Genomic DNA, 24891 nt, shown 5'->3' with positions numbered 1-24891 from the left:
TCCGTATAGACACGCCTGCCGAAAATCGCAATGTAGTGCCAAGTTTTTCGATAGGTCCAGATACAACGGGTGCCGGGTATCGTAAAGTACTGGGATGTACATCCGTCGCACGCCTACCCGTAACAGCGCCACCGGGGAACGCTACACCACCCACCGCCTGGTGCAGTCCGAGCGCGTGGGCGGACGGGTGCGGCAGATCACCCTGCTCAACCTGGGCCGCCATTTCGCGTTGCCGCCGGAGGAGTGGCCGGCGCTGTGCGCGCGGCTGGAGGAACTGCGCCGCGGCCAGGGTGCCTTGTTGGCCGGCTCCGGGCCCGTCGAACGGGAAGCGCAGCGGCTGTTCGCCCGGTTGTTGGCGCGCCAGGGCGAGGCTCCGCCGACCGGCGGCCCCGCGGGCGGCGATGTCCAGGCGGTCGATGTCGACTCGCTGGAGCTGAGCCGCCCGCGCAGCGTGGGCGTGGAGTCGGTAGCGCTGTGGGCCATGGCGCAGGTGCAGTTCGTCGAACAGCTCCAGCAGGTGGGGCTGAGCGGCCCGCAACGGGCGCTGATCATCGGCGCCATCATTGGACGTATGGCCGTTCCCTGCTCGGAACGGGCGACCCACCGCTGGCTGGGTGAGCGCAGTGGGCTGGGGGAATTGCTGGAGGTCGATTTCGAAACCCTCCCTCTGGCACCGTTCTACCGCGCGGCGGACCTGCTGATGCGCCACCGGGCAGTGATCGAGCAGACGGTCTTTACGCGCGTCAGTGACCTGTTCGGGCTGGACTGGACGGTCACCCTCTATGATCTGACCAACACGTTTTTCGAGGGGGCGGCGCTTGGCAACCCCAAGGCCCAGCGCGGACACTCCAAGGAAAAGCGCAGCGACTGCCCGCTGGTGACCCTGGGGCTGGTGCTCGATGGCAGCGGCTTTGTGCGCCGCTCCCAAACCTTCGACGGCGCGGTGAGCGAGGGCACGACCCTGGACGGGATGCTGCGGGGCTTGGGGGCGCCGCGCGGTGCCTTGGTGGTGATGGACGCCGGAATCGCCACCGAGGACAACATCCGCTGGCTGCGCACCCAGCGCTATCGCTACCTGGTGGTCAGCCGCGAGCGCCAGCCAGTTCGTGCCACCGCCGCTACGTCGCTGACCACGGCCAGTGGCGAGGCGCTGGCCATCAGCGGGTGGTCGACACCGACACTGAGGAGGTGCGGCTGTATTGCTTTTCCGCATGCCGGGCCGGCAAGGAAAAGGGGATCGCCGAGCGTTTCACCCAGCGCTTCGAAACCGCCTTGCAGGCCCTGCACGAGGGCCTGGCGCGGCCACGCACCACCAAGCAGATCGACAAGCTCTGGGAACGCATCGGACGCCTGAAGGCCAAGAGCCATGGGGTGGGCCAGCACTACACCATTGAGATCGTTGCGGATGCTACCGGCAAGCTCGCCACGGCGATCCGCTGGGAGCGCCACCCGGTCGCCGGAACCATGCTCACCCATCCCGGGGTCTACTGCCTGCGCACCCATGAATTGACCTGGGACGCCGAGCGCCTGTGGCGGACCTACACCATGCTCACCGACCTGGAGGCCGTGTTCCGCTCCCTGAAATCCGAATTGGGCTTGCGCCCGATCTATCACCGCACCGAGGCGCGGGTCGACGGCCACCTGTTCATCTCGGTGCTGGCCTATCAATTCGTACAACTGATCCGTCGCCGCTTGCACGCGCACGGTATCAGCGAGCGCTGGTCGACCCTGCGCGACATCCTCGCTGGCCAGTGCCGGGTGACCGCCACCTTTCGCCGGGCGGATGGGCGCACCCTGCATGTGCGCAAGGCGACCCGCGCCGAGCCGGCGCAGCTGGCGATCATCCAGGCGCTGGGCAGCGATCCCAGCCCGGGAGGGATACAGAAAATGCTTGTCTGAATCGTCCGGTTTCACAAAATTTCACGGCGGTAGTGCCACTGACCGATTTTTTCCGCTGTAAGCGGATGATCTTAAAAGAATGATAATCTGAGATGTTAAACTTGGGTTAGGGGATTCGTCAGGGCTTGCGCGAAGAACCCGGGTTTCGAAGGACATACCCGGTTCTTCATCGAACCCCGCCCTCCTCAAGCCAAGGCCTCCCGCAGAAAACGGAACAGGCGGCGATCGCCCTCGGGCTTGCCTTGCTCGCGGTCCTTGCGGGCGGCGCGGATCAGGGTCCGCAGTTGATGGCGATCCACCTGGGGATATTCATCCAGCAAGGCCCCCAGGGCCTCGTCCCCGGTGGCGATGAGGCGCTCGCGCCAACCCTCCAGGAGGTGGAGACGGTTGGCCTCCTCCTGTCGGTGGTGCTCCTGACCCTGCAACAGGTCCGTGACGGCGGCCATGTCGTTCCGGGCGAGCAGGTTGGCGATGCGTTTGTAGTGGCGACCCAGAACCCGGATGTCCTTGATGCGCGCCGTCTCCTCGATGGCGGCCCAGGTGGCGGCGCTCAACTCCAGACGTTCCAGCTCATGCCGGGGCAGGGACAGGAGGCGTTTCGCCAGATCCTGGAGGACATGGTGATCGCGCTTGACCTGGCTCTTGCTCGGGCCATCGTAGCGGGGCTCGTCGTCGTGGGCCTGGTGCTCTTGCCGCCGTGGACATGCTTCATGCGATCCATTCCAGGTGCTCCAGGATCAATTGGGGCTTGAATTCGCCCCGGAATTCGTTGACATCCAGGCGGTAGGCGAGACGAACGCGGTCGCCGGGCCATCCATCTGATCGCCCAGCCGAAAACCGATGCCGTCGATAGCCAGGCCAACACCGCCCTCGGCGCGCAGGCGCAGGCGCAGGTGTTCCCCATCCCCACCTGCTTGCGGCTCAGGACCTGGAAGACCCCGTCGAAGAGGGGCTCGGGGAAGCCCTTCCCCCAAGGGCCCGCGTGACGCAGGGTCTGGGCGGTGGCCAAGTCGAGGGCCTGGGGTGGCAGTTCACCGTCGGAGAGAATCTCGCGCACCGGTGTGGTATCGCCGATTTCGGCCCGCACGGCCTGACAAAAGGCCTCGCGGAAGGGCGGGAAGGCGTCTTCCTCCAGGGTCAGGCCGGCGGCCATGGCATGACCGCCGAAGCGCCTGATCAGGCCCGGCTGGCGTTTGTCTACGGCATCGATGAGGTCGCGCATGTGCAGGCCCTCGACGGACCGGGCGGAGCCGCGCAGCCGGCCATCCTCGCCGGGGCGAAGGCAATGGCGGGTCTTTGCCAGCGCTCGCGGATGCGGGAGGCGAGGATGCCGACGACACCCTGATGCCAGCCCGGATCGAAGAGACAAAGCGCCGGGGGCAGCCCGCCGGATTCCAGATTCAAGGCCGCCAGGGCGGCATCCGCCTCGAGCTTCATGCCATTCTCGATCTCCCGCCGGCGCTTGTTGAGGTCGTCCAGTTCCGCGCCATGGCGGCGGCCTGGGCCGGGTCGTCCGTCAGCAGGCATTCGACGCCCAGGGCCATGTCTTCCAGCCGACCCGCCGCATTGAGGCGGGGCGCCGCCAGGAACCCCAGGTCGCGGGCCACGGCCCGGTTCGGGTCACAGCCAGCCACCGTCAACAGGGCCCGCACCCCCGGGTTGCCACTGCCGGCGCGGATGCGGCGCAAGCCCCGCTCCACCAGAATGCGGTTGTTCTGATCGAGGGTGACGACATCCGCCACGGTCCCCAGGGCCACCAGATCCAGGAGGTCCGCCAGCCTGGGGGCTACGCGGTCGGGTCCAAACCAGCCCAGATCGCGCAGCCGGGCCCGCAGGGCGGCGAGCAGGTAGAAGACCACGCCGACCCCGGCCAGGTGTTTGCTGGGAAAGGGGTCTCCCGGCTGGTTGGGATTGACGATGGCGGCCGCCTCCGGCAGAACATCCCCCGCCAGGTGGTGGTCGGTCACGATGACCTGGATGCCCAGTTCGTTGGCCCGGGCCACGCCCGCCACGGCGGCGATGCCGTTGTCGACGGTCAGGATGAGGTCGGGGCGCCAGTCCAGGGCTGCGTCCACCACCGCTGGGCTCAGGCCATAGCCATAGGCAAAACGGCTCGGCACCAGGTAGGAGACTCGCTTCGCACCCATGGCGCGCAGGCCCCGCACGGCTAGGGCACTGCCGGTGGCGCCGTCGGCGTCATAGTCGCCCACCACCAGGATGGAGCCCCCGCCCGTCACCCATTCCGCCAGCCGCTCCGCCGCCCGGCCGATGTCCAGCAGGCGTGCCGACGGGTGCAGGGCGCCCAGGGGGAGTTGACAGCCTGACTCGGCCCGCACCCCGCGCGCCAGGTAGATGCGGCGCAGCAAGGGGGACAGGTTGGGCGGGCATGAGGACCGAGGCCGCCGGCATGGGGCGGCGGCGGATCACCACCCGCACGGCCGCGGGGCTGCCTCCACCGGGGCGGAAGAGCCCGGGCCGCCACGACAGGGGTTTGGGGTTTGGAGCGTATGGCCATGCGCGGGGAGCTTACCACGGACGGGGCGGAGAGGGCGGCGGCGTCCTGGGATCGCCGCACTCAATCGGCCAGCGCACCCTGAATCCTCTTCCGCACTCCCGACGAGGCCCCGGATGCAGGGTAAACTAGCGGCAAACCCGCGCCCCGCTGACCGGAGCCCTGCATGCACCCTGAATTCGACCTCTCGCCCGACCTCTGCTACCTCAACCACGCCGCCGTGGCCCCCTGGCCGCGACGGGCGGTGACGGCGGTGACCCGCTTCGCCGAGGCCAATGGCCGCCGGGGCTCGGCGGACTACGCGACCTGGCTCGCTACCGAACAGCGGCTGCGCGAACGCTTGGCGGACCTCATCCAGGCCCCCTCCACCGACGACATCGCCCTGGTCAAGAACACCTCGGAGGGCCTGTCCATCCTGGCGCAGGGGCTGGACTGGCAAGCGGGGGACAATATCGTGGGCATCGCCCAGGAATTCCCCTCCAACCGCCTGCCCTGGGAGGCCCTGCAGGATCAGGGGGTCGCCTACCGCGTCCTGGACCTCGACACCACGGATGACCCCGAGACCGCCCTCGACGAGCTCTGCGACGCCCGCACCCGGCTGGTCGCCGTGAGTTCGGTCCAGTACGCTCGCGGCCTGCGCCTGAACCTGGAGCGTCTCGGCGCCACCTGCCGCCGCCAGGGCATCCTGCTGTGCGTGGACGCCATCCAGAGCCTGGGCGCCCTGCCCTTCGACCTCCAGCGGACCCCCGTGGATGTCGTCGTGGCCGATGGTCATAAATGGATGCTGGGGCCGGAGGGCATTGCCCTCCTCTATGTCGCCCCAGGGCTACGGCCCAAGCTGAGGCTGCGCCAGTTCGGCTGGCACATGATCGCCCACCCCGGCGACTACGACCGCCATGACTGGACCCCCTCCCCCACCGCCACCCGCTTCGAGTGCGGCAGCCCCAACCTCTTGGGCATCCACGCCCTGGAGGCCAGCCTCTCCCTCCTGCAAGAGGTGGGCATGGCGTCCGTGGCATCCGCCATCGAGCAGCGCATCAGCCGGCTCATGAGCCTCCTGGATCAGGCCGGCTTGAGTCCTGACCCCCGCGCCCCCGAGCGCCACGCGGATATCCTGACCTTCCGCGTCCCGGGGGCCGATCACCCGCGTCTGTGGCGCGAACTCCAGACCCGGGGCGTAAGTTGCGCCCTGCGGGGTGGGGGCATTCGCTTTTCACCGCACTTTTACACGGATGAGGCTTTGCTCGACCGGGCGGTGACGCTGGTCAAGGCAGTATTGGCGGATGGCTATCCCCAACACACGTGAGTGTTGGGGGGGGGGGGGGGGGGGGGGGGGGCGGGGACCCGGGGGGGGGGGGACGCCCGCGTGGCAGGTTGCCCAGCCCCCCCGGCCCTCCGGGATAACCGGCCCTCGGAAATCGGAAAATCAACATTTGAATCGCGAGGCTCGTCGCCCGATGCTTGACACCCTGCCCCTGCTAAGCGCCACCGACTTCCCACCCCTGCGCCGCCGTAGCCTGACGACCCTCCAGGTGAATTTGGGCTACCGTTGCAACCAAAGTTGCGTCCATTGCCACGTCAATGCGGGTCCTCGGCGTACCGAGCAGATGGATGACGCCACCCTCGCGCTGATCCCCCGCGTGCTCGCCGCCCGTGGGTTGCGGACCCTGGACCTTACCGGCGGGGCGCCCGAACTGCATCCGCGCTTCCGTTGGCTGGTGGCCACCGCGCGCAGGCTCGGGGCCAAGGTGATCGACCGCTGCAACCTGACCATCCTCTCCGAGCCGGGGTTCGAGGACCTGGCGGACTTTCTCGCCGCCCAGGGGGTGGAGGTACTGGCCTCGCTGCCCTGTTATCTGGAGGACAACGTGGACACCCAGCGCGGCGCGGGGGTCTACCAGCGCAGCATCATCGGACTCAAACGGCTGAATGACCTGGGTTACGGTCAGCCCGGCAGTGGCCTCGACCTGAATCTCATCTACAACCCCGGTGGACCCCGCCTGCCGCCGGAACAAACCGGCTTGGAGGCGGACTACAAGCGGGAGCTGCAAGCCCGCCATGGCATCCGCTTCAACCGGCTCTATGCCCTGACCAACATGCCCATCAAGCGCTTTGGCAGCACCCTTCTCTCCCGGGGCCAATTTGGCGATTATATGACCCTGCTCAAGGACAGCTTCCACCCCGCCAACCTGGAGCAGGTCATGTGCCGCGATTTGATCAGCGTGGACTGGCGGGGCCGGTTGTTCGACTGCGACTTCAATCAGCAACTGGGGCTGGGGCTGGCCCCGGTCGGCCCAAGTGACGAGGGGCGCCAGGAGCCATGCCTGCGCGACCTGCTGGAGACCGATTTTGCCCGGGGCCCCATTGCCATCGCCGATCACTGCTATGGCTGTACCGCGGGCCAGGGCAGTAGTTGCGGCGGGGCCCTGACCGACCCCCAGCCGGCTCACGGCCCATGAGGCTGTCGCTCATCCTGCCGGCCCTGGATGAGGCGGCGGCCATCCCGGCAACCCTGGCATCCCTCCAACCACTGCGCGCCCTAGGCCACGAGGTCATCCTGGTCGATGGCGGCAGCACCGATGGCACCCCCATCTTGGCCGCCCCTGGGTGGACCGGGTCATCACCGCCCCCCGGGGCCGGGCCCGCCAGATGAACGCCGGGGCGGCCCAGGCCCAGGGCGAGGCCCTGGTGTTTGTACATGCCGACACCCGCCTGCCGGAGGGGGCTGGCGCCCTCGTTAGCGATGCCCTCCAACAGCGGCTATGGGGGCGCTTCGATGTCCGCATCGCCGGCCGGCCCTGGGTGTTGCGGGTCGTTGCCGCCCTGATGAACGGGCGTTCCCGGCTCACCGGCATCGCCACCGGCGACCAGGCCATCTTCGTGCGGCGCGCCACCTTCGCCGCCCTGGGGGGCTTCCCGGACCTGCCGCTCATGGAAGACATCGCCCTCTCCAGGCGCCTCAAGCGCCTTGGCCCGCCCGCCTGTCTGCGGCAGCGGGTCACCACCTCCGGCCGCCGCTGGGAGTCCCAGGGGCCCTGGCGTACCATCCTGCTCATGTGGCGGTTGCGCTTTGATTATTGGCGCGGGGTACCGGCGGAGATTCTGGCCAGACGCTATCGCCTCCCGGCCCAGCCGCCAGCGCCGCCTGGGGCGATGGGCCCCCCCCGCCCGCCCCCTATGGGTTGGTGGACTGATCCAGCCTGTTTAGACCTGCCCTGATCTGGGTGACCTGCTGCCGGCCAAGGCTGCTGGGGCAAGACCCGCGCTTCCCGGGACTCTAGCTGCTGTTTTCACGAATGATATCGACCGTCACCGCGCAGAGCCACTCCAGCTCCTGATCGCTGATGATATAGGGAGGCATCAGATAGACCAGCCGCCCAAAGGGACGGACCCAGACGCCACGATCGACAAAGCGGCGCTGAATGTCGCGCATGACCACGGGCCTTGCCATTTCCACCACGCCAATCGCCCCCAGCACCCGCACTTCGGTGACCCCGGGGAGCCCTTGACAGGGTGCCAGTCCGGAGGCGAGACCCGCCTCGATGCGGCGCACCTCTGCCTGCCAGCCGCGCGCCAGCAAGAGGTCGATGCTGGCGTTGGCCACGGCACAGGCGAGAGGGTTGCCCATAAAGGTGGGGCCGTGCATGAAGACGCCCGGCTTGCCGGAAGAAATGGTCGCGGCCACCTCGGCGCTGGCCAGGGTGGCGGCTAGTGTCAGGTAGCCGCCCGTCAGGGCCTTGCCAACCGTCATGATGTCGGGGGCTATGCCGGCGTGTTCGCAGGCGAAAAGGCGGCCGCTACGGCCAAACCCCGTGGCAATCTCGTCGGCGATGAGAAGCACACCCGCCTCATCGCACAGCTCGCGCACCCGCCGCAGATAGTCGGCGGCATAGAATCGCATGCCACCGGCGCCCTGGACGATGGGCTCCAGGATAACCGCCGCTAACTCCTGGCGGTGCCCCCGCAACAGGGCCTCGAATTCCTCAATATCGGCGTCCTGGCAGGGCTCGCCGAAACGGCACGCCGGGGCGGGGGCGAACATCTGGCGGGGCAGGAGGTGGGAGAAGAGGTGATGCATGCCGGTGACGGGGTCACACACCGACATGGCGGCGAGGGTATCCCCATGGTAGCCGCATCGCAGGGTCAGCAGGCGATGGCGACCGGGCTCGCCCCGGGCTTGGTGATATTGGATGGCCATCTTGATAGCCACCTCCACCGCCACCGAGCCGGAATCACAGAGGAAGACATGCTGGAGGGGCTCAGGCGTCAGGGCCACCAGCCGTGCCACCAGGGACACCGCCGGCTCGTGGGTGAGGCCCCCGAACATCACGTGGGCCATCCGGTCGAGCTGGTCCCGGATGGCCTGGTTGAGGACCGGGTGGTTATAGCCGTGGACGGCGCACCACCAGGAAGACATGCCATCGATGAGGACCCGGCCATCCATGAGTTTAATACGGCAGCCGTGGGCGGCGCGCACCGCATAGACCGGGTCCTGATTCAAGGTCGAGGTGTAGGGATGCCAGACATGGGCCCGATCGATGGCCAGTAATTCCTCGGCGCTGGGCACCCGGAGCATCCCCTTATCCGCACCTGGGCCACGGGGCTGCCAAGCCGGAGATGACCAAAATGGCAAAGGTGTCTGTCCCGGGCGGCTGGGGGCCGGAATACCTCCCGTAGGCCGGCGACCCCTGTCGACACCCCGCCCGCCGCTACCCAGCCCGCCTGCTGATCTCCGGAGCGTGATTGCGCTGGGTACATCAATTCGGTTTGCGGCTTTTGCCCAGACCGGCCATTGAGACCACTTGCGCCGCCTGGGGCTCATCCGTGTAGTAGGGCCGCTCGGTGACGCGCCCCTGCTGATCCGCCCATTCCCGTTCCCGCGCCGAGATCAGGGCCAGGCACTGGCGCACGTCCTCGATGGTCCCCGCCGACAATGGATGCTTCATCCCCGGCGGCGGGGTAACGTCCCGGATGATCGCGGTCAGCGTCTTGCGCATGGCCACCAGGATTTGTTGCTCTTTCGTCAGGTCTTGCATCTAGGCCTCTGGGAGTAAATTGATAAATTGAGTCCGACCAAACCGGAGCCAAGGGTTGCCTAAAGGTGACCGCTGGCAAACAGGACTTCAAGTTCCGCCTCGGAGATGACTCGAACACCCAGCTCCAAGGCTTTGTCTAATTTTGACCCAGCCGCTTCGCCCGCTAGCAGAAAGTCGGTCTTGGCGGAAACGCTGCCGCTCACCTTGGCCCCGAGACTCAGGAGCCGGTCCTTGATTTCATCCCGGGGCCGGCTCAGGGTACCGGTGATGACGAAGGTGCGGCCCACGAGGGACTGCTCCCGATTGGCCTTGAAACCGGAGCCTCCCCCGGTCCCGGGCCATTGGATGCCGGCGGCCAGGAGCTTGCGGATGACCTCCTGATTGTGGGGCTGGGCGAAGAAGCGCACGATCTGGTCCGCCACCTTGTCGCCGATCCCCGCTACCAATACCTGCTTGCGGTTCTCCAAGTCTTCGGGGCCGGCCCGACGCAGGGCCTCCAGGGTCGGGAAACGGGCCACGATGGCCTCGGCCAGGCGCGGGGAGATGCCCGGAATCGACTGGCTCGCCAGCCAGTCCGTCAGACCCTCCCCGGCGTCCGGCGCCAACTCGGGATGGCGGGCGAGGCCACCGGTGATAGCCTGGGCCTTGGCCGGACCCAGACCAGGGACGCCGCGCTGGGATACCAGGTCCGCCAGGCTCACCGCCATCAGGGGCTCCAGGTCACCGAAGTGATCCGCCAAGGCCAGGGCCGTGGCCTCCCCCACCTCGCGGATGCCGAGGGCGAAAATAAAACGTGCCAGGCTGGGTGGAGCGACTGCGCTCCAGGGCGGCAAGCAGGTTTTGGGCGGACTTGTCGCCCATGAGCTCCAGGCTGGCCAGATCTTCATGGCGGAGGGCATAGAGGTCCGCGGGGTCCCGCGCCAAATCCCGCTCGACCAACTGGTCCACCATTTCCTCGCCCAAGCCCTCGATGTCCATGGCCCGACGGGAGGCGAAGTGGAGTATGGCCCGCTTGCGTTGGGCAGGGCAGTAGAGGCCGCCGACACAGCGGGCCACGGCCTCGCCCTCGGGCTTGATGACCGCCGAGCCGCAGACCGGGCAGGCAGCAGGGAGGGCTACCGGGGCGGCACCACCGGGCCGACTTTCCAGGAGCACGCGCACGATCTCGGGAATGACATCCCCAGCGCGACGGACAACCACGGTGTCGCCGGGGCGGACATCCTTGCGCCACACCTCGTCGATATTATGTAGGGTGGCATTGGCAACGGAGACGCCCCCGACCTGAACGGGTTTGAGGCGCGCCACCGGGGTCACGGCGCCGGTGCGGCCCACGCTGAATTCCACGGCCTCGACGATCGTTAACGCCTCCATGGCCGGGAACTTATAGGCTACCGCCCAACGCGGGGCGCGGGCAACAAAGCCCAGCCGTTCCTGATCCGCGAGGGAATCCACCTTGAAGACCACGCCATCGATGTCGTAATCGAGGCCAGCGCGGGAATCGCCCATGGCCGCGTGATAGGCGAGACAGGTCTCGATACCCTCAACCACCCTCAACTTGGGTGACACGGGCAGGCCCCAGCCTCTCAAGCGCTCGAGACTGGCACTCTGGGTGAGCGCCAATGACCCCCTTTCGACGGCGCCGAAACCGTAGCAAAAGAGGGTGAGGGGCCTGTTGGCGGTAATGCGGGGATCCAGTTGACGCAGACTACCCGCGGCGGCATTGCGCGGATTGGCGAAGACCTTGCCCCCCTCGCCCCGGGCCTGGGCGTTAATGGCCTCAAATCCGGATTTGGGCAGAAAGACCTCGCCGCGCACCTCCAGGAAGCCCGGCCAGCCCTCGCCGCGCAGGCGCAGGGGGACGGCCTTGATGGTGCGGACCTGCGCCGTCACGTCTTCGCCGAGATGGCCATCGCCGCGGGTGGCGGCCAGCGTCAAGCGGCCATCTTCATAAGTCAAACTGATGGCCAGACCATCAAGCTTGGGCTCGGCCACATAGCGAACCCCATCCCTACCCAGTTCCTTGCGAATATTTTGATCAAAGGCGCGCATCTCCGCCTCATCCATGGCGTTTTTGAGCGAGAGCATGGGCACCCGATGCGCCACTGCGGCGAAGGCCTCCAGAGGGCGGCCGCCCACGCGCTGGGTTGGGGACTCGGGGGTAATCAGATCGGGGTGGGCAGTCTCCAGTGCCTGGAGTTCTCGCCATAAACGGTCGTACCCGGCGTCCGATATCTCAGGATCGTCAAGCACATAGTAGCGGTAGTCGTGGTGATCGATGAGTTGGCGTAAAGCCTCCGCCCGGCTGGATGGTTCCTCCGCCGGGGCCATCCCCTCCTACTCCGCCATCCGGTGGGTGATGAAGGCCATGACGCGCTGGCGCAACCGCTCCTCGCCCTCGGCGGTCAGAGGCTGACGCCGGTCGTCGCGGAGTTCACCGCCCAGGTCATTGGCCAGGCTGTGGGCGGTGCCGAGCAGTTCCTCCAGACGGCCAGGGTCGCCGGCTTGACCATCGAGTTGGGCAAAGAGGGTCAGGCCCGGGGTCTCGAATTCCGCCATGGCGCCGAAGGGAAAGGTGCCGGGCTTGACCATGTTGACCATGCTGAAGAGGGTTTCGGTATGATGCTCGTCGCCCAGTTTGCAATGGAAGATTTCCTGGTCGCCAGGCTCCAGGCCGGCAATGCGGGCGGCATGAACAATAGATGCGCCCTCGAAATGGGGGCCGCGGGCCGCCACGTGCAGCACCAGCAGCAGGGGACCCGGCGAGAAATGCTCCCCGGCAAGGTCCGGATCGGGCTTGAAAAAATTGAAGTGGGTCGCCTCGCCCCCGACCCGGGACTCGGGCCCGGATGCGCCTTCGGCGCCGGCTCCCTCCTCGGCATCCAGGTCCCCCTCATCCCGGCCCCAGACCCCCATGCGGGGCTCCCGCTTCGTGTCAATCTTGTCGAGGTCGGTCCTGCGGAGTTCCCAGTCTTCGTCATCCGGGCCCTGGCGACCCGGGTCATCCCGGTCATCCGCCTCCGCATCCTGGTCCCGATGGCGGCGGCGCTGCTCCCAATAGTAAAGCCCGGCGATAACCAGGGCGCCAAGCACGGCGAGGATGATGCGGAGAAGATCGGCGTCCATGGGCTGCTCGGATATGGAGGCGGAAGTTAAAAAAAGTGACAGGAAGTATAACCCGTATCACCCAGAGTGACAGTTTCACCAAAGGCTCGGCCAAGCGGGGGGGCTTGAAGCCTCGTCACCCTGCCATGCCAGCTCCCAACCGCCAGGCCGTGACCCGCATGAAGGCGGATAGGGAGGCCATCGGCACGGCGCGCGCTCCGATTAGGGTAGCAGGCGCCAATATTGGCCGTAAAAACATCCATCGGCAAGCAAAAGCCGTAAGATGTCATCCTTCGACGCGCCTCATGCCAGCCCCTTTTCAGCACCTGCCCCGCCATGCCCGACTTCTTTGCCACTGCCCCCCGGCACCTGGAATCCCTGCTTGCCATTGAGTTGAGCGATATCGGCCTCCCCCTCGTCAAGGAGGCCCGGGGTGGCGCCCGCTTCTCGGGCTCGCTCGCGGACGCCTATCGCGCCTGCCTCTGGTCGCGGGTCGCCAACCGGGTGCTGTTACCTCTGGCCAGCTTCCCAGCCACCGACAGCGACAGTCTTTACGCCGGGGCCAGCGCCATCTCCTGGGAGGAGCATCTCCCCCTGCGCGGCACCTTCGCTATCCAGTTCGACGGGGCGGAGGGCGGCATCAGCCACAGCCAGTTTGGGGCGCTGCGGGTCAAGGACGCCATCGTCGATCGCTTCCGCTCCCGGGTGGGAGAACGCCCCAGCGTGGACCGGGAGCGGCCGGACCTGCGGGTCCAGGCCTACCTGCATCGCGGTCAGGTGACCCTCAGCCTGGATCTGTCCGGGGATTCCCTGCACCTGCGGGGTTACCGCCGTCAGGGCAGCGCCGCGCCCCTCAAGGAAAACCTGGCGGCCGCCATCCTGTTGCGATCGGCCTGGCCAGCCCTGGCCCGGGAAGGCGCCGCCCTCCTCGACCCTCTGTGCGGCTCCGGTACCCTCTGTATCGAGGGCGCCCTGATGGCCACCGACAGTGCCCCCGGGCTTGCCCGCGTGCATTGGGGGATGACCGGCTGGCTGGGGCACCAAGCGGTCCCCTGGCGGCAACTCCTGGCGGAGGCGCGGGAGCGCCGGGCCGCGGGTTTGGCGCGGTTCGACGCCATCAAGGCCTCGATCCGGGGCTACGACCGAGACCCCGCCGCAATCCGCGTGGCCCTCGACAATCTGGAGCGCGCCGGGCTGGCGGGCAGGGTCCACTTCGAGCGCCGCGACCTGAGTCAGGCCAACCCGGGTCGCGAGGGGGATCTCGGCCTTGTGGTGGCGAATCCGCCCTACGGCGAACGCCTGGGCGAGGCAGAGGAACTGACGGATCTCTACGGCCTGCTGGGCACGGTGCTCCGCGAGCACTTTCGCGGCTGGCAGGCCGCCGTCCTGATGGGCAACCCGGACTTGGGGCGGCGGATGGGCCTGCGGGCCAAGGGTTATCACAGCCTCTACAATGGCCCCATCCCCTGCCGGCTGCTCCATTTCGACGTCAAGGAGGAGAATTTCGTCTCCGACCAACCCCGTCCCCTGCCGGTGACAGACCGGGGGCCTGGCGCCGCAATGCTGGCTAACCGGCTGCGCAAGAATCTAAAAAATCTGGAGAAATGGCGGCGGCGCGAGCAGGTTGACTGCTATCGGCTCTACGACGCCGACCTGCCGGAATACGCCCTCGCCCTGGACATTTACCAGACCCGAACGGGCGAACGCCTCGCCAATGTTCAGGAATACGAGGCCCCTGCCAGCATCGACCCCACGGACGCGCGGCGCCGGTTACGGGAGGCCTTGGGGGTCATCCCGGAGGTGTTGGAGATCCCCGCCGACCAACTTTTCTTTCGCGTCCGCCGGCGGCAGAAGGGCAAGGATCAATACCAGCGCCTCGACAGCCAGCGCCGCTTCTTCCAAGTCCAAGAAAGAGGCCTGAATTTTCTCGTCAACTTCGAGGACTACCTGGATACGGGCCTCTTCCTGGACCATCGCGAGGTGCGACGTCTGATCGGGGAACTGGCGCCGGGGCGGCGCTTCCTGAATCTCTTCGGCTATACCGGGGCCGCCAGCGTCCATGCCGCCGCGGGGGGTGCCCTGGGCACCACCACGGTGGATCTGTCACGCACCTACCTGGATTGGGCGGGTCGCAATCTCGCCCTCAATGGTTTTGGCGGGCGCGTCCATGAACTGATCCAGGCGGATTGCCTGCACTGGCCACGCGAGGAGGCGGGCCGACGACGCTGGGGCCTGATCCTGCTGGACCCGCCCAGTTTCTCCACCTCCAAGCGCATGACCACCACCCTCGACGTCCAGCGGGATCAGGTAGCCCTGATCCAGGATGCCCTGCGGCTCCTGGAGCCCGGCGGCATCCTGATCTTTTCAAACAATCTGCGCCGCTTTCAACTGGATCGGGAGGCCCTCGACTCCTGGGGGGCCCTGGAGATCACCAATATTACGGCCGCCACTCTCCCCAAGGACTTCGCCCGCAATCCGCGCATTCATAACGTCTGGCGGATCGAGTGGCGCCCTTGAGGGGGCGCCTCACGACTCCAGGTTACGCTCCAGCCAATCCCGGAGATCCTGGAGCTCATTGAGGCAATCCAGGGGGTTATGCCGGAGCAGGCGTTCCGGGTGATGGACGCCATAGGCGACTGCCAGGGCCGCCACGCCCGCGTTGTGGGCCATCTCCATGTCAAATTCCGTGTCGCCGATCATGAGGGTCTCGGACCGGTCCGCCCCCAATTCCGCCATGACCTGAAGCAGCATCTCCGGATGGGGCTTGGAGAAGGTCTCGTCGGCGCAGCGGGTGGCGTGAAAGTGACTCCGCAGCCCCGTGCTCGACAGGGCGGACTCCAGGCCGCGTCGACTCTTGCCGGTGGCTACCGCCAGCAGCAGGCCACGGGCATTGAGATCCTGCACCAAGTCGCGGGCGCCCGGGAAGAGATGGGATTCGGTCTCCTGGCCGCCCAGAAAGTGGGAGCGATAGCGGTCGACCAACTCGCGCCGCTGGAGGACGCTACCGTCCGGCCAGAGCATGGTCATGGCCTCCTCCAGCCCAAGGCCGATCACCTCGCGGGCGATCTCCCGGGGCGGCGGCATCTCGCCAAGATCCGCGAAGGCGGACTGGATGCAGGCCACGATCCGGGCCTCCGAATCCATGAGGGTTCCGTCCCAGTCAAAGACAAGCAATTTGTACGGCATGGCGGCAAAGCCTGATCAGCGGGGAATGGCGTTAATACGGCAAGAAACCTGCAAAAAGGAAGACCGCTGGTGGAAAAGCCAGGTATGGCCGCCTGGCGACCCCTCTTGGGTCGCTAGGATAATCCTTGAGACCCCCTTTACCCTACTTTTTAATTCCCTCCAGTCGCCCGAGCAGGGCCTCGAGTTCGGCGGGCAGGGGGGCCTGGATACGCAGGGGCTGGTCGAGATGGGCGGGCTGCAGGCTCAGGGAGGCGGCATGGAGAAAGAGGCGCCGGAGACCCAGGGGGCGCAGGGCCTTGTTGGCGACCTCGTCACCATATTTCTCATCCCCGGCCAGGGGCGCGCCCAGATAGGCGGCGTGGACGCGAATCTGGTGGGTCCGCCCCGTAATGAGGCGGACCTCCACCAGATCCAGTGCGCCCAGGCGGCGCAGGCGGCGAAACAGGGTCCGCGCCGGCTTGCCCTGGGCGATATCGACCCGCACCACCCGCTCACCGCTCTTCAGAGTGTTCTTGAGCAGGGGGGCATCCACCGTCATTTCGGGCCTCGGCAGGGGCCTGACCAACAGGGCCAGATAGCGCTTTTCGACACCATTCTCGCGCATGAGTCGATGCAGATCGCGCAAGGTACTGGCACGCTTCGCCAGCAACAGACAGCCGGAGGTATCGCGGTCGAGGCGATGCACCAATTCCAGCTCCGCCCCGGGCCGCATCTGGCGCATGGCCTCGATGAGGCCAAAACTCAGGCCGCTGCCGCCATGCACCGCCAGCCCCGCCGGCTTGTCCAAGGCCAGCAGCCGCTCGTCTTCGTAGAGGATGGCCCCGGCGAGGTCGCGCAGGCGGGACTGCGGCGCCTGACCCGGCGGCCGGGGTTCGACCGTACGCAAGGGTGGGACGCGCACCAGATCACCCGGCTGCAACCGGTAATCCGGCTTGACCCGACCCTTGTTCACCCGGACCTCGCCGCGCCGGAGGATGCGATAGACATGACTGCGCGGCACGCCCTTGGCCCTGGCCAGGAGAAAGTTGTCGATACGCTGACCGGCAAGCTCGGCATCGATGCTTACCAGGACGACCGCCTGAGGGGGGGTCTCATCCGACATGAGGTGGGGGTCTCGAGCTGTAAGAGATGATCGGGTCCATAACCTTGATTGGATTGATGCGATCAGCGTTCGCTGATACTATTGGAGGGCTGCGACGTACCAGCCACTTAGCCTGGAACGGCGATGCAAACAGACGATTTCCGGGGCGATTCCTCCTAGGCCGCCCTCCGTGCCAATCCCTCGGCGCCCCGACATACCCTTAGCCGTCGGCCGGCACCTTGCGCTAAACCAGCGGCGTCCCTTACATCAGGCGGTCGCGGATTGTACACCGAGACGGCCCGGCGCATCGGGTTGGTGAGATTCGATTCGAGTCACCCCCCATCCCATGTGCCCAGATGCCCCAAGGTCCAGCGCCCTCTCAGTCAGGAAGGCGCTGGTCCCAAGCGCGCGGAGCTCAATCGGGGCCCCGCGACATGAAGGATCACGCGCGCCTGCCCGCGCGGCCCTCACCGCCCGCCGCCTCACGAATGGCGGGGGCTTGAGGGTCGGCGCGGCTGGACAGACCTCCGGCCATCGACCCCCCTCGGCGGCGATGGGCCGGCCAGAGTCCCGGGGGACCAGCGCGCCTAGCTGCGAGACATAGAATGAAAAGAATGCTGATCAACGCAACTCAGCCGGAAGAGTTGCGGGTGGCTATTGTCGATGGCCAGAAACTCTTCAACCTAGATATCGAATCCTCGGGCCGGGAACAGAAAAAGGCCAACATTTATAAAGGCTACATAACCCGCGTCGAGCCCAGCCTGGAGGCTGCCTTCGTCGATTACGGGGCCGAGCGCCACGGCTTCCTGCCCCTCAAGGAAATCGCCCGCAGCTACTTCACCGAAGAGGCGAACAAGCCGGGCGCTCGCGTCAACATCAAGGATGCCCTCACCGAGGGCCGCGAGGTGGTGGTCCAGATCGACAAGGAGGAACGCGGCAATAAGGGCGCGGCCCTCACTACCTTCGTCTCCCTGGCTGGCCGCTACCTGGTCCTGATGCCCAACAACCCCCGGGCCGGTGGCGTCTCCCGGCGTATCGAGGGCAACGACCGCTCCGAGTTGCGCGACGCCATGAGCCAGCTCGCGATCCCCGAGAACACCGGGCTCATCGTGCGCACCGCCGGCGTCGGCAAGAGCGTCGAGGAGTTGCAGTGGGACCTCAACTACCTCAACCAACTCTGGGCCGCCATCGAGCAGTCCGCCGCCGAGCGCAAGGCGCCTTACCTCATATATCAGGAAAGCGACGTCATCATCCGCTCCATCCGTGACCACCTGCGCACGGACATCGGCGAGATCGTGGTCGATGATCGCAAGATGTACGAGAAGGCCGAGGCCTTCATCCGCCAGGTCATGCCCCACAATCTGCGCAAACTGCGGCTCTACGAGGACGAGGTGCCGCTCTTCACGCGCTACCAGATCGAGAGCCAGATCGAATCCGCCTTCCAGCGCTCGGTCCAGTTGCCTTCGGGCGGCTCCATCGTCATCGACCATACGGAGGCCTTGACCTCCATCGATATCAACTCGGCCCGGGCCACCAAGGGCGCCGACATCGAGGAGACGGCCCTCAACACCAACCTGGAGGCCGCCGATGAAATCGCCCGCCAGTTGCGCCTGCGGGACCTAGGCGGCCTCTTCGTTGTCGATTTCATCGACATGACCCCGGTGCGCAACCAGCGCGAGGTCGAAAACCGGCTGCGCGACGCCATGAAGGAGGACCGCGCCCGGGTCCAGCTCGGCCGCATTTCCCGCTTCGGCCTCATGGAGATGTCCCGCCAGCGCCTGCGCCCCTCCCTGGGTGAGTCCAGCCAGCTCGTGTGCCCGCGCTGCAAGGGCCAGGGCACCATCCGCGGCGTCGAGTCCCTCGCCCTCTCCATCCTCCGCATCCTGGAGGAGGAGGCCATGAAGGAGAACACGGAGCGCATCCTGGCGGAGCTGCCCGTGGACGTGGCCACCTTCCTCCTCAACGAAAAACGCCGCGCCATCCTCGAAATCGAGAAGCGCCAGCGCCTGAGCGTTCTGCTCCTGCCCAGCGCACACCTGGAGACCCCGGACTATCGTATCGAACGGGTGCGCACCCAGGACGCGGAACGGCTGACGCCCGATCAGCCCAGCTATCAACTGGCCGGTAAGATTGAGGAGCGACACCTGGAACTCGGGCGCGTCACCGAGCCGGTACGCGTCGAGGAACCCGCCATCAAACAGCTCGCCCCCATGGAGCCAGCACCGGCGCCCCGGCGCCAGGAGCCGCCGCCCCCACAGGCCCAGCCGACGACCCAGCCCGCTCAGGAACAACGACAGCCGGAAAGCCTGCTCAAGCGGCTCTGGACCAACCTTTTCGCCCCGCGCCATGTCGAGGAAGTCGCCCCGGCGCCGGTGCCCGCCGCCAGGCCCGAGCCACCGCGACGGCCCCGGCCCGCCCCCCGGCCAGCGCCCGCGTCCCGGCCGGTGGAATCCCAGTCTCAGTCGGGCCGAAGCCCCAGCGGTGGCAGCGACCGGGATGCTTCCCGGCAACGTCCGGCCCAACAGCCCCCCAGGCGTAACGAACCACGCCGCGATGAAGCTAGACGTGACGAACCCCGGCGTGACGAAGTGAAGCGCGGGGAAACCCGGCGCGAGGAACCCAGACGCGAGGAGATCCGGCGTGACGAGCCCAAACGCGATGATCCCCGGCGTGAAGAGGCCTTTGGACCCAGGCCCCTGACCGGCGGTCCCCCGTCGCGCCCCCAGCCCCCCGCCAGTCAGGCTGGGGATGAGCAGCCACCCGCTCCTCCGACTCCGACCCGGGGCGAGGCTGGGGAAAGTGGCGAGGGCGGCGGTGAATCCCGGCGCGGTTCCCGGCGCGGGGGTCGTGGTCGCGGCCGGCGCGGCGGCGAGGCGCACCGCCCCGAGGACGCGACTCCTGCGCCCCTTGAGGAGAGCGATACCCTGGACTTTTTTGACTGGGATCTCATCCCGGCGGAAGGCACCCCAACGCCCCTGGCCAGAACTAACCCGCCGGCGACCGCCCTTGCCGCCCAAGAGCAGACCCCAAGAACGCCCCAACCAGACCTCATCGGCGCGGAAGAGACTGCCCTACAGCGGGATGAGTTCGCCGAGACCGAGACACTCAGGCCGTCCCGGGAGCCACAGCCAACCGTCAGCGCCGAGGCTATCCAACCGTCCTCGATCACCGAGGACTTGGATACCCAGCGCCTGGCCGCCGAGACAACCCGGAAGGACGAATCCGAGTCCGAGCCTTCTCAAGACCTGATCGCGGAAGGCGCGGAGGCCCCCACCAAGCCCCGCTCCCGGCGGCGGCGCGGCGGACGTGGCCGGCGTGGCCGTGGCAATAGTGGCGAGGCCAGCCAGGAGGAGTCCGACGTGGTTGAATCCGGCGAGGGCGAGGATCAGCCTGAAACGAGCGCGGCCCTGGATCAGATCGAGACCGGGGCCCCGCAAACACCCGCGATTCCTTCCCGGGTACAACCGCTCGAGACCGCCGAGCCCTCAGTGGAGGCCGAGATCATGGCCAGCCCGGAAAAAAGGGAGTCCGTCGCCGAGGAACCCACGGCCCCGATCAAACTAACCGGCAAGCCGAAAGCCAGAACACCCCTGGAGCCCGCCTCGTCCGCATCAGAGACGCCGGCCCCTGGCCCGACCCCGAGTCCCCGCCGCAGACGGGCAACCGCCGAGGAACCGGAGCAGCCTGTCGAGACTCAGCGGCAGACAGCGGCACCCCCCGCTGAACAGCCCGCCTCGAAGGAGAGCCCCCTCGCTCCGGATGAAACGGCACTGACCCCAGCAGCAACACCGCCAGAGCCCAGCCAGGTCAATGCCGAGCCCGAGCCTGAAACCCCTGTCGAAAGGGCCAAGGCACCGGTAGCAAGGAAGACCGCCAAACCAGTCCCGGAGGCCGAGCCCATCAGCCCGGAAATCCCTCCGACAGGGAATGCGCCTACCCAGGAAAAGGCGGGTGAAGCTAAGGGGAAATCCTCCAAAGTCAGCGACCCCGCGTCACCCAAGGCGCCGAAGGCACCCAAGGCCCCCAAGGCAGAACCCGTGGCAGCCGAGCCTTCCAAAGTCGCCGATAAGTCCAGCGCGGAAGAGGGAGACGCCGATTAGGCAAGTCCCCACTTGATCCAAGCCGGCAAGGACGCCGGCTGCCGGTCCAGACTCACATCACTTTTGCCACCAGCCCGTTGGGGTATCCCGTTAACACTAAGGAAGGGGTCTTGCGCCAGTCAGCGGAGCCACGAAAAAACTGGGCTTGGCCTAAAGCGCCACCTATCTCCAGCGCTGACGGACATCTTCGAGCAGTCCCAGGGCGGCGGCCTCAACCAAATCAAAGACCTGTTCGAAGCCCCCGGGGCCCCCATAATAGGGATCAGGCACTTCGCGAATGCCGTAATCTGGGGCGAAGTCCATGAATAATTTTAATTTACCGCGATGTACCGGGGGACAGATGGCTCTGAGGGCCTGATAGTTTTCCTGGTCCATGGCCAGAATATAATCGAACAGGTCGAAGTCCTCCCGCGCCACGCGCCGGGCGCGCAAATCGCTCAGATCAATCCCCCGCCTCAGCGCCGTCTCCCGCGCCCGTTCGTCGGGCGGCTCACCGATGTGATAGCCGTGGGTACCGGCGGAATCGGTAGCGATCAGTTCATCGCACCCTTCCCCCCGCAACAAATGCCGGAAAACGCCCTCCGCCGTGGGAGAACGACAGATATTGCCCATGCAAACAAATAGAATCCGCACCCTCGTAGCTTCGCTCATGGCATCTCCACCCGCGCTTGAATCTCAACCAGGATCATAGCATCGGCGCCGAATTGAACAAGAACCCAGGCCAGGCCCGAGGCGCCGCCTCCCTGGCCCAGCGCCATATCCAGTCGCCATCCGGGTGCCGCCAACAGGCCCCTGGCACCCTTGAGGTGCGGTTCCAGGGTTGTTGGGAAGAGGATTTACCAAGCCATGAGGCAACCTTGACCATCGTAGGATTAGCAGCGCCTAGTATCCTGGGGCCCCAATAAGCATACAACCTATTGTTAATATTATAATTACTTGGAATCTCCTCGCCTATTCAAGGGTCAACCCCAAGAAGGCCTCGCAAGCATGGCACGGATTCTGCTGATATTTAAGCGAGGCACAGTCTTGTTCCGACACCTCCGTTCTCGAACCTCCTCAGTGGTGAATTACCCCGCCTTTATGGCGGGGTTTTTTTATGGGTTCGAGGCTATTCCACCACCAGGATTTCGAAGCTGGGAGGGTTCTGGATGTGTTTCTTCACGGCGCACAGCTCAATGGACTTGAGGATGCTGGAGCGGTACTTGTCCGGGAAGCCCGCGGGCAACCGCAATTGGTAGCGCACGCTGGCGATCAGGGGATTGGCCGGATCCCGATCCCAGTCCAGGCTCAAGGCCAGACCCTCGGTCGATAAGTCGCGGGAGGTGCAGAAATTGAGGGCATAGATACCGGCGCAGGCCGCCATCGAACTCAAAAAGAGATCGAAGGGCTCGGGGGCACTGGCCTCCCCACCCCCTTTGACGGACTGATCGGTATGGATCTCAAACTCGCGAACGCGGACATCAACCCGCTTCCCGCCCGGAAATAAGATTTCAAGATGCTCGCTCATGGACAAACTCCGCTGAATCGAAGAGCCACTGGGCTCAATGGGGAAAGAGACTGATGAGGCCCACCACGGCGCCGGTGAAGCTGGTCGCCAGGGTGCCCGCGACGATGGAACGGGGCCCCAAGGCCGTGATCTCGGCGCGGCGCTCCGGCACCATGGCGCCCATGCCGCCGATGAGGATGCCCAGGCTGCCAAGATTGGCGAAGCCGCACAAGGCATAGGTCATGATGAGCCGCGACCGCTCACTCAAGGCCCCCTCGGGCAGGGCCGCCAGTTCAAGGTAGGCCAGAAACTCGTTGAGGATGGTCTTGACACCCATGAGGCCGCCGGCCATAACCGCCTCGCTGGCGGGTATGCCCATCAGCCAGGTCAAGGGTGCCAGTACCCAGCCCAGCAGGCGCTGGAGGCTGATCGCCTCGCCACCCAGGGCCGGCAGTAAGCCGAGGAACTGGTTGACCAGGGCGACTAGGGCCACCAGGACCACCAGCATAGCGACGATATTGACCAACAACCCAACCCCTTCAAAGGTGCCCCGGGCAATGGCATCCAGGCTACTGGAATCCTGCCGGGGGGGGTCCCAATGCCCCCCCTCGTCACCCCCGGCGCCATCGGGGATCATGATCCGCGCCACCATGACGGCGGCGGGGGCGCTGATGAGGGAGGCGATCAGCAGTTGCGCCAGGGCATCGGGGATGACCGGCGAGAGGATACTGGCATAGACGACCATGATGGTCCCGGCGATCGTCGCCATGCCAGCGGTCATGATCAGAAAGAGGTCGCTGCGCGATACCTGTTGCAGATAAGGCTTGATCAGCAGGGGCGATTCCACATGGCCCAGGAAGATATTGGCCGCCACCCCCACCCCCGCGGCGCCACCCAGGCCCAGGGTCTTGCGCAACATCCAGGCGAAACTCCGCACCACCCAGGGCAGTACCCGCCAGTGAAAGAGCAAGGCCGAGAGGGCACTGACCACCAGCACCATGGGCAGGGCCTGGAAGGCGAACACAAAGGAACTGGCCCCGACCCGGACCTCGAAGGGCAAGTCGCCCCCGCCCACATAGCCAAAGACGAAGCGAGTACCCGCGCGGGTCGCCGCCTCCAGGCTGGTCACCAGTTCGTTCAAGACCAGGAAGACATGGCGGAACAGCGGAATTTCCAAGAGCAGCAGGGCGATGAAGAACTGCAGTGCCAGGGCCACGAGGGCCGGCCGGAAACGCACCCTCCGCCGGTTTTCACTGAACAGCCAGGTCAACAGAAAAAGGCCCACAAACCCGATCAAACTCTGGGACCACATCGTGATATTGCCACTCATAATGCCCATTCCGGGCTGTCATACCGAAAATCCCCGCGGCGGTTAGGAGGATGTCGGTGCGGAAAGACGGCGACGTTCCTGGGTATCAACCACCGGCCTATTCCTCAACACCTGGGCCATCTTCGTCGTCATGGCGAAATACAACAGAAAAACCACCACAAAAGCATAGAAACGCAAATATTCAGGTACCCCGAACCACTGGGCCAGGACACCTACCCCCCCCAAACCGAAGGCGATGAGCAGAAGGCTGGCAACGCCCCGAGCGTCGGACACCCCATAGCCGAGCAACAGAAAGTGCAGGTGTTGACGGTCGGCGGCAAAGGGGCTGTGACCGGCCATCAAGCGGCGAATCATCACCGCAACCGTATCCATGAGCGGCAGGGCCAGAATCCACACGGCCGTGATCGGGTCCAGTTCCCGCACCTCGCCCTGAGACATGCGTATCAGGAACCAGGCCAGCACATAGCCCAGTAAGGTACTGCCGGCATCGCCCATGAAGACACTGGCCCGGGCTCGCCAAGGATGGCGAAGGTTGAAGACGAGAAAGCCAGCGATGGCCAGGGCTAATACCAGCAGGGACTCAAGTCGTGCGGCGATGCAGATGGGGGCTTGGAGACAAAGCAACATCAGCCAGCTGGTGGCTATCAGCGCCTGACCGCCGGCGAGTCCATCCAACCCGTCCGCCATGTTCAGCGCATTGATCAAGCCAACGACGGCCAAGAGGGTGAATAGCCAGGCCCCATGAGCCAGTAGGATATCGCCCGATCCAAAGAGATTGCCAAGGTTGTTCAGCACCGCGTGGTCAGCCAGCCCCATCACCAGGACGGCCAGGCCTTGGAACAAGAGGCGAACCCAATGGCTGATGGGGCGGATGTCGTCAAGGAGACCCACCAGGGCCATCAGGGTCATGCCTACCAGAAGAAACCCATAATCCGGCAGCTTATCTGGCTTGAGCAGCATGCCGACGGTGAAGGCAGCCCAGATGGCGAGCCCTCCGACCAGCGGCACGGGGTGAGGATGGTGTTTGCGGGTCGATGGATGATCGACCAGTCCCAACCTTCTGGCAGGCCAGGCCAGGAGCAGGATCAAGCCCGCGCTCAGCAGCGGGATACCCGCGAGAAGCCAGTAGCTATGCGATCCGATGTTCATCGAGCCTCCA

13 protein-coding genes and 5 pseudogenes are annotated in these 24891 nt (G+C 66.1%); 6 read left to right on the top strand and 12 right to left on the bottom strand.

Annotated features, from left to right (window positions below; translation table 11 throughout):
- Window positions 1-94 precede the first annotated feature (94 nt).
- Window positions 95-1899 (top strand): annotated as a pseudogene (locus IPN92_16530) (IS1634 family transposase).
- A gap of 185 nt (window positions 1900-2084) precedes the next feature.
- Here IPN92_16530 and IPN92_16525 read toward each other — a convergent pair.
- Together IPN92_16525 and recJ are read right to left on the bottom strand one after the other, a co-directional pair.
- Window positions 2085-2552, bottom strand: a pseudogene (locus IPN92_16525) (DUF615 domain-containing protein).
- Between the two features lie 84 nt (window positions 2553-2636).
- Window positions 2637-4274, bottom strand: a pseudogene (gene recJ / locus IPN92_16520) (single-stranded-DNA-specific exonuclease RecJ).
- A gap of 303 nt (window positions 4275-4577) precedes the next feature.
- Here recJ and IPN92_16515 point away from each other — a divergent pair.
- The 3 genes and pseudogenes from IPN92_16515 to IPN92_16505 all read left to right on the top strand — a co-directional run bounded on the left by IPN92_16515 (window position 4578) and on the right by IPN92_16505 (window position 7630).
- On the top strand, window positions 4578-5717 hold the full coding sequence (locus tag IPN92_16515; protein MBK8639793.1) for an aminotransferase class V-fold PLP-dependent enzyme: 1140 nt from the start codon (window positions 4578-4580) through the stop codon (window positions 5715-5717).
- A gap of 151 nt (window positions 5718-5868) precedes the next feature.
- On the top strand, window positions 5869-6870 hold the full coding sequence (arsS, locus tag IPN92_16510; protein ID MBK8639792.1) for an arsenosugar biosynthesis radical SAM protein ArsS: 1002 nt from the start codon (window positions 5869-5871) through the stop codon (window positions 6868-6870).
- A pseudogene (locus IPN92_16505) lies at window positions 6867-7630 on the top strand (TIGR04283 family arsenosugar biosynthesis glycosyltransferase). The gene arsS and the pseudogene IPN92_16505 overlap by 4 nt, the downstream one beginning before the upstream one ends.
- Before the next feature lie 58 nt (window positions 7631-7688).
- On the opposite strand, the gene bioA reads toward IPN92_16505, so the two are convergent.
- The 4 genes and pseudogenes from bioA to IPN92_16485 all read right to left on the bottom strand — a co-directional run bounded on the left by bioA (window position 7689) and on the right by IPN92_16485 (window position 12570).
- Window positions 7689-8987, bottom strand: a complete 1299-nt coding sequence (gene bioA, locus IPN92_16500) for an adenosylmethionine--8-amino-7-oxononanoate transaminase (GenBank protein ID MBK8639791.1) — start codon at window positions 8985-8987, stop codon at window positions 7689-7691.
- A 181-nt stretch (window positions 8988-9168) separates the two neighbouring features.
- On the bottom strand, window positions 9169-9447 hold the full coding sequence (locus IPN92_16495; GenBank protein ID MBK8639790.1) for a segregation and condensation protein A: 279 nt from the start codon (window positions 9445-9447) through the stop codon (window positions 9169-9171).
- A 59-nt stretch (window positions 9448-9506) separates the two neighbouring features.
- Window positions 9507-11775 (bottom strand): annotated as a pseudogene (ligA, locus tag IPN92_16490) (NAD-dependent DNA ligase LigA).
- Between the two features lie 6 nt (window positions 11776-11781).
- Window positions 11782-12570, bottom strand: coding sequence for a cell division protein ZipA C-terminal FtsZ-binding domain-containing protein (locus tag IPN92_16485; protein MBK8639789.1), 789 nt, complete (start codon window positions 12568-12570; stop codon window positions 11782-11784).
- Between the two features lie 315 nt (window positions 12571-12885).
- Between IPN92_16485 and rlmKL the strand changes: the two genes are divergently transcribed.
- The gene (gene rlmKL / locus IPN92_16480) at window positions 12886-15066 is read left to right on the top strand and encodes a bifunctional 23S rRNA (guanine(2069)-N(7))-methyltransferase RlmK/23S rRNA (guanine(2445)-N(2))-methyltransferase RlmL (GenBank protein MBK8639788.1); all 2181 of its coding nucleotides are present in this window, start codon (window positions 12886-12888) and stop codon (window positions 15064-15066) included.
- Window positions 15067-15075: 9 nt separating this feature from the next.
- Here rlmKL and IPN92_16475 read toward each other — a convergent pair whose 3' ends face one another.
- The gene (locus tag IPN92_16475) at window positions 15076-15735 is read right to left on the bottom strand and encodes an HAD-IIIA family hydrolase (GenBank protein MBK8639787.1); all 660 of its coding nucleotides are present in this window, start codon (window positions 15733-15735) and stop codon (window positions 15076-15078) included.
- 142 nt (window positions 15736-15877) lie between these two features.
- Entirely contained in the window at window positions 15878-16837 is a 960-nt protein-coding gene (locus IPN92_16470) for an RluA family pseudouridine synthase (GenBank protein MBK8639786.1), read from the bottom strand.
- Window positions 16838-17421: 584 nt separating this feature from the next.
- Between IPN92_16470 and rne the strand changes: the two genes are divergently transcribed.
- The gene (gene rne / locus IPN92_16465) at window positions 17422-20916 is read left to right on the top strand and encodes a ribonuclease E (protein MBK8639785.1); all 3495 of its coding nucleotides are present in this window, start codon (window positions 17422-17424) and stop codon (window positions 20914-20916) included.
- A 162-nt stretch (window positions 20917-21078) separates the two neighbouring features.
- Here the strand turns inward: rne and IPN92_16460 are convergent, their stop codons facing one another.
- The 4 genes from IPN92_16460 to IPN92_16445 form a co-directional block, all read right to left on the bottom strand.
- Entirely contained in the window at window positions 21079-21567 is a 489-nt protein-coding gene (locus IPN92_16460) for a low molecular weight phosphotyrosine protein phosphatase (protein MBK8639784.1), read from the bottom strand.
- Window positions 21568-22024: 457 nt separating this feature from the next.
- Window positions 22025-22423 (bottom strand): OsmC family protein, encoded by a 399-nt coding sequence (locus IPN92_16455; GenBank protein ID MBK8639783.1) that lies wholly within the window; start codon window positions 22421-22423, stop codon window positions 22025-22027.
- Window positions 22424-22457: 34 nt separating this feature from the next.
- Complete coding sequence (locus IPN92_16450) at window positions 22458-23732, bottom strand: nucleoside:proton symporter (GenBank protein MBK8639782.1); 1275 nt, start codon at window positions 23730-23732, stop codon at window positions 22458-22460.
- Between the two features lie 42 nt (window positions 23733-23774).
- Window positions 23775-24881: an undecaprenyl/decaprenyl-phosphate alpha-N-acetylglucosaminyl 1-phosphate transferase gene (locus IPN92_16445; GenBank protein ID MBK8639781.1), complete on the bottom strand. Its 1107-nt coding sequence runs from the start codon at window positions 24879-24881 to the stop codon at window positions 23775-23777.
- Window positions 24882-24891 lie beyond the last annotated feature (10 nt).

Source organism: Chromatiaceae bacterium (genome assembly GCA_016714645.1).
GTDB lineage: Bacteria > Pseudomonadota > Gammaproteobacteria > Chromatiales > Chromatiaceae > M0108.
Note: the sequence above shows the minus strand (reverse complement) of the source record. Positions and strands in the feature narration are given on the sequence as shown.

Coding starts and splice junctions, on each gene's coding strand:
- bioA (MBK8639791.1), bottom strand. CDS start 8,987: ATGCTCCGGGTGCCCAGCGCCGAGGAATTACTGGCCATCGATCGGGCC.
- arsS (MBK8639792.1), top strand. CDS start 5,869: ATGCTTGACACCCTGCCCCTGCTAAGCGCCACCGACTTCCCACCCCTG.
- IPN92_16470 (MBK8639786.1), bottom strand. CDS start 16,837: ATGTCGGATGAGACCCCCCCTCAGGCGGTCGTCCTGGTAAGCATCGAT.
- rne (MBK8639785.1), top strand. CDS start 17,422: ATGAAAAGAATGCTGATCAACGCAACTCAGCCGGAAGAGTTGCGGGTG.
- IPN92_16455 (MBK8639783.1), bottom strand. CDS start 22,423: ATGAGCGAGCATCTTGAAATCTTATTTCCGGGCGGGAAGCGGGTTGAT.
- IPN92_16475 (MBK8639787.1), bottom strand. CDS start 15,735: ATGCCGTACAAATTGCTTGTCTTTGACTGGGACGGAACCCTCATGGAT.
- IPN92_16515 (MBK8639793.1), top strand. CDS start 4,578: ATGCACCCTGAATTCGACCTCTCGCCCGACCTCTGCTACCTCAACCAC.
- rlmKL (MBK8639788.1), top strand. CDS start 12,886: ATGCCCGACTTCTTTGCCACTGCCCCCCGGCACCTGGAATCCCTGCTT.
- IPN92_16445 (MBK8639781.1), bottom strand. CDS start 24,881: ATGAACATCGGATCGCATAGCTACTGGCTTCTCGCGGGTATCCCGCTG.
- IPN92_16495 (MBK8639790.1), bottom strand. CDS start 9,447: ATGCAAGACCTGACGAAAGAGCAACAAATCCTGGTGGCCATGCGCAAG.
- IPN92_16450 (MBK8639782.1), bottom strand. CDS start 23,732: ATGAGTGGCAATATCACGATGTGGTCCCAGAGTTTGATCGGGTTTGTG.
- IPN92_16460 (MBK8639784.1), bottom strand. CDS start 21,567: ATGAGCGAAGCTACGAGGGTGCGGATTCTATTTGTTTGCATGGGCAAT.
- IPN92_16485 (MBK8639789.1), bottom strand. CDS start 12,570: ATGGACGCCGATCTTCTCCGCATCATCCTCGCCGTGCTTGGCGCCCTG.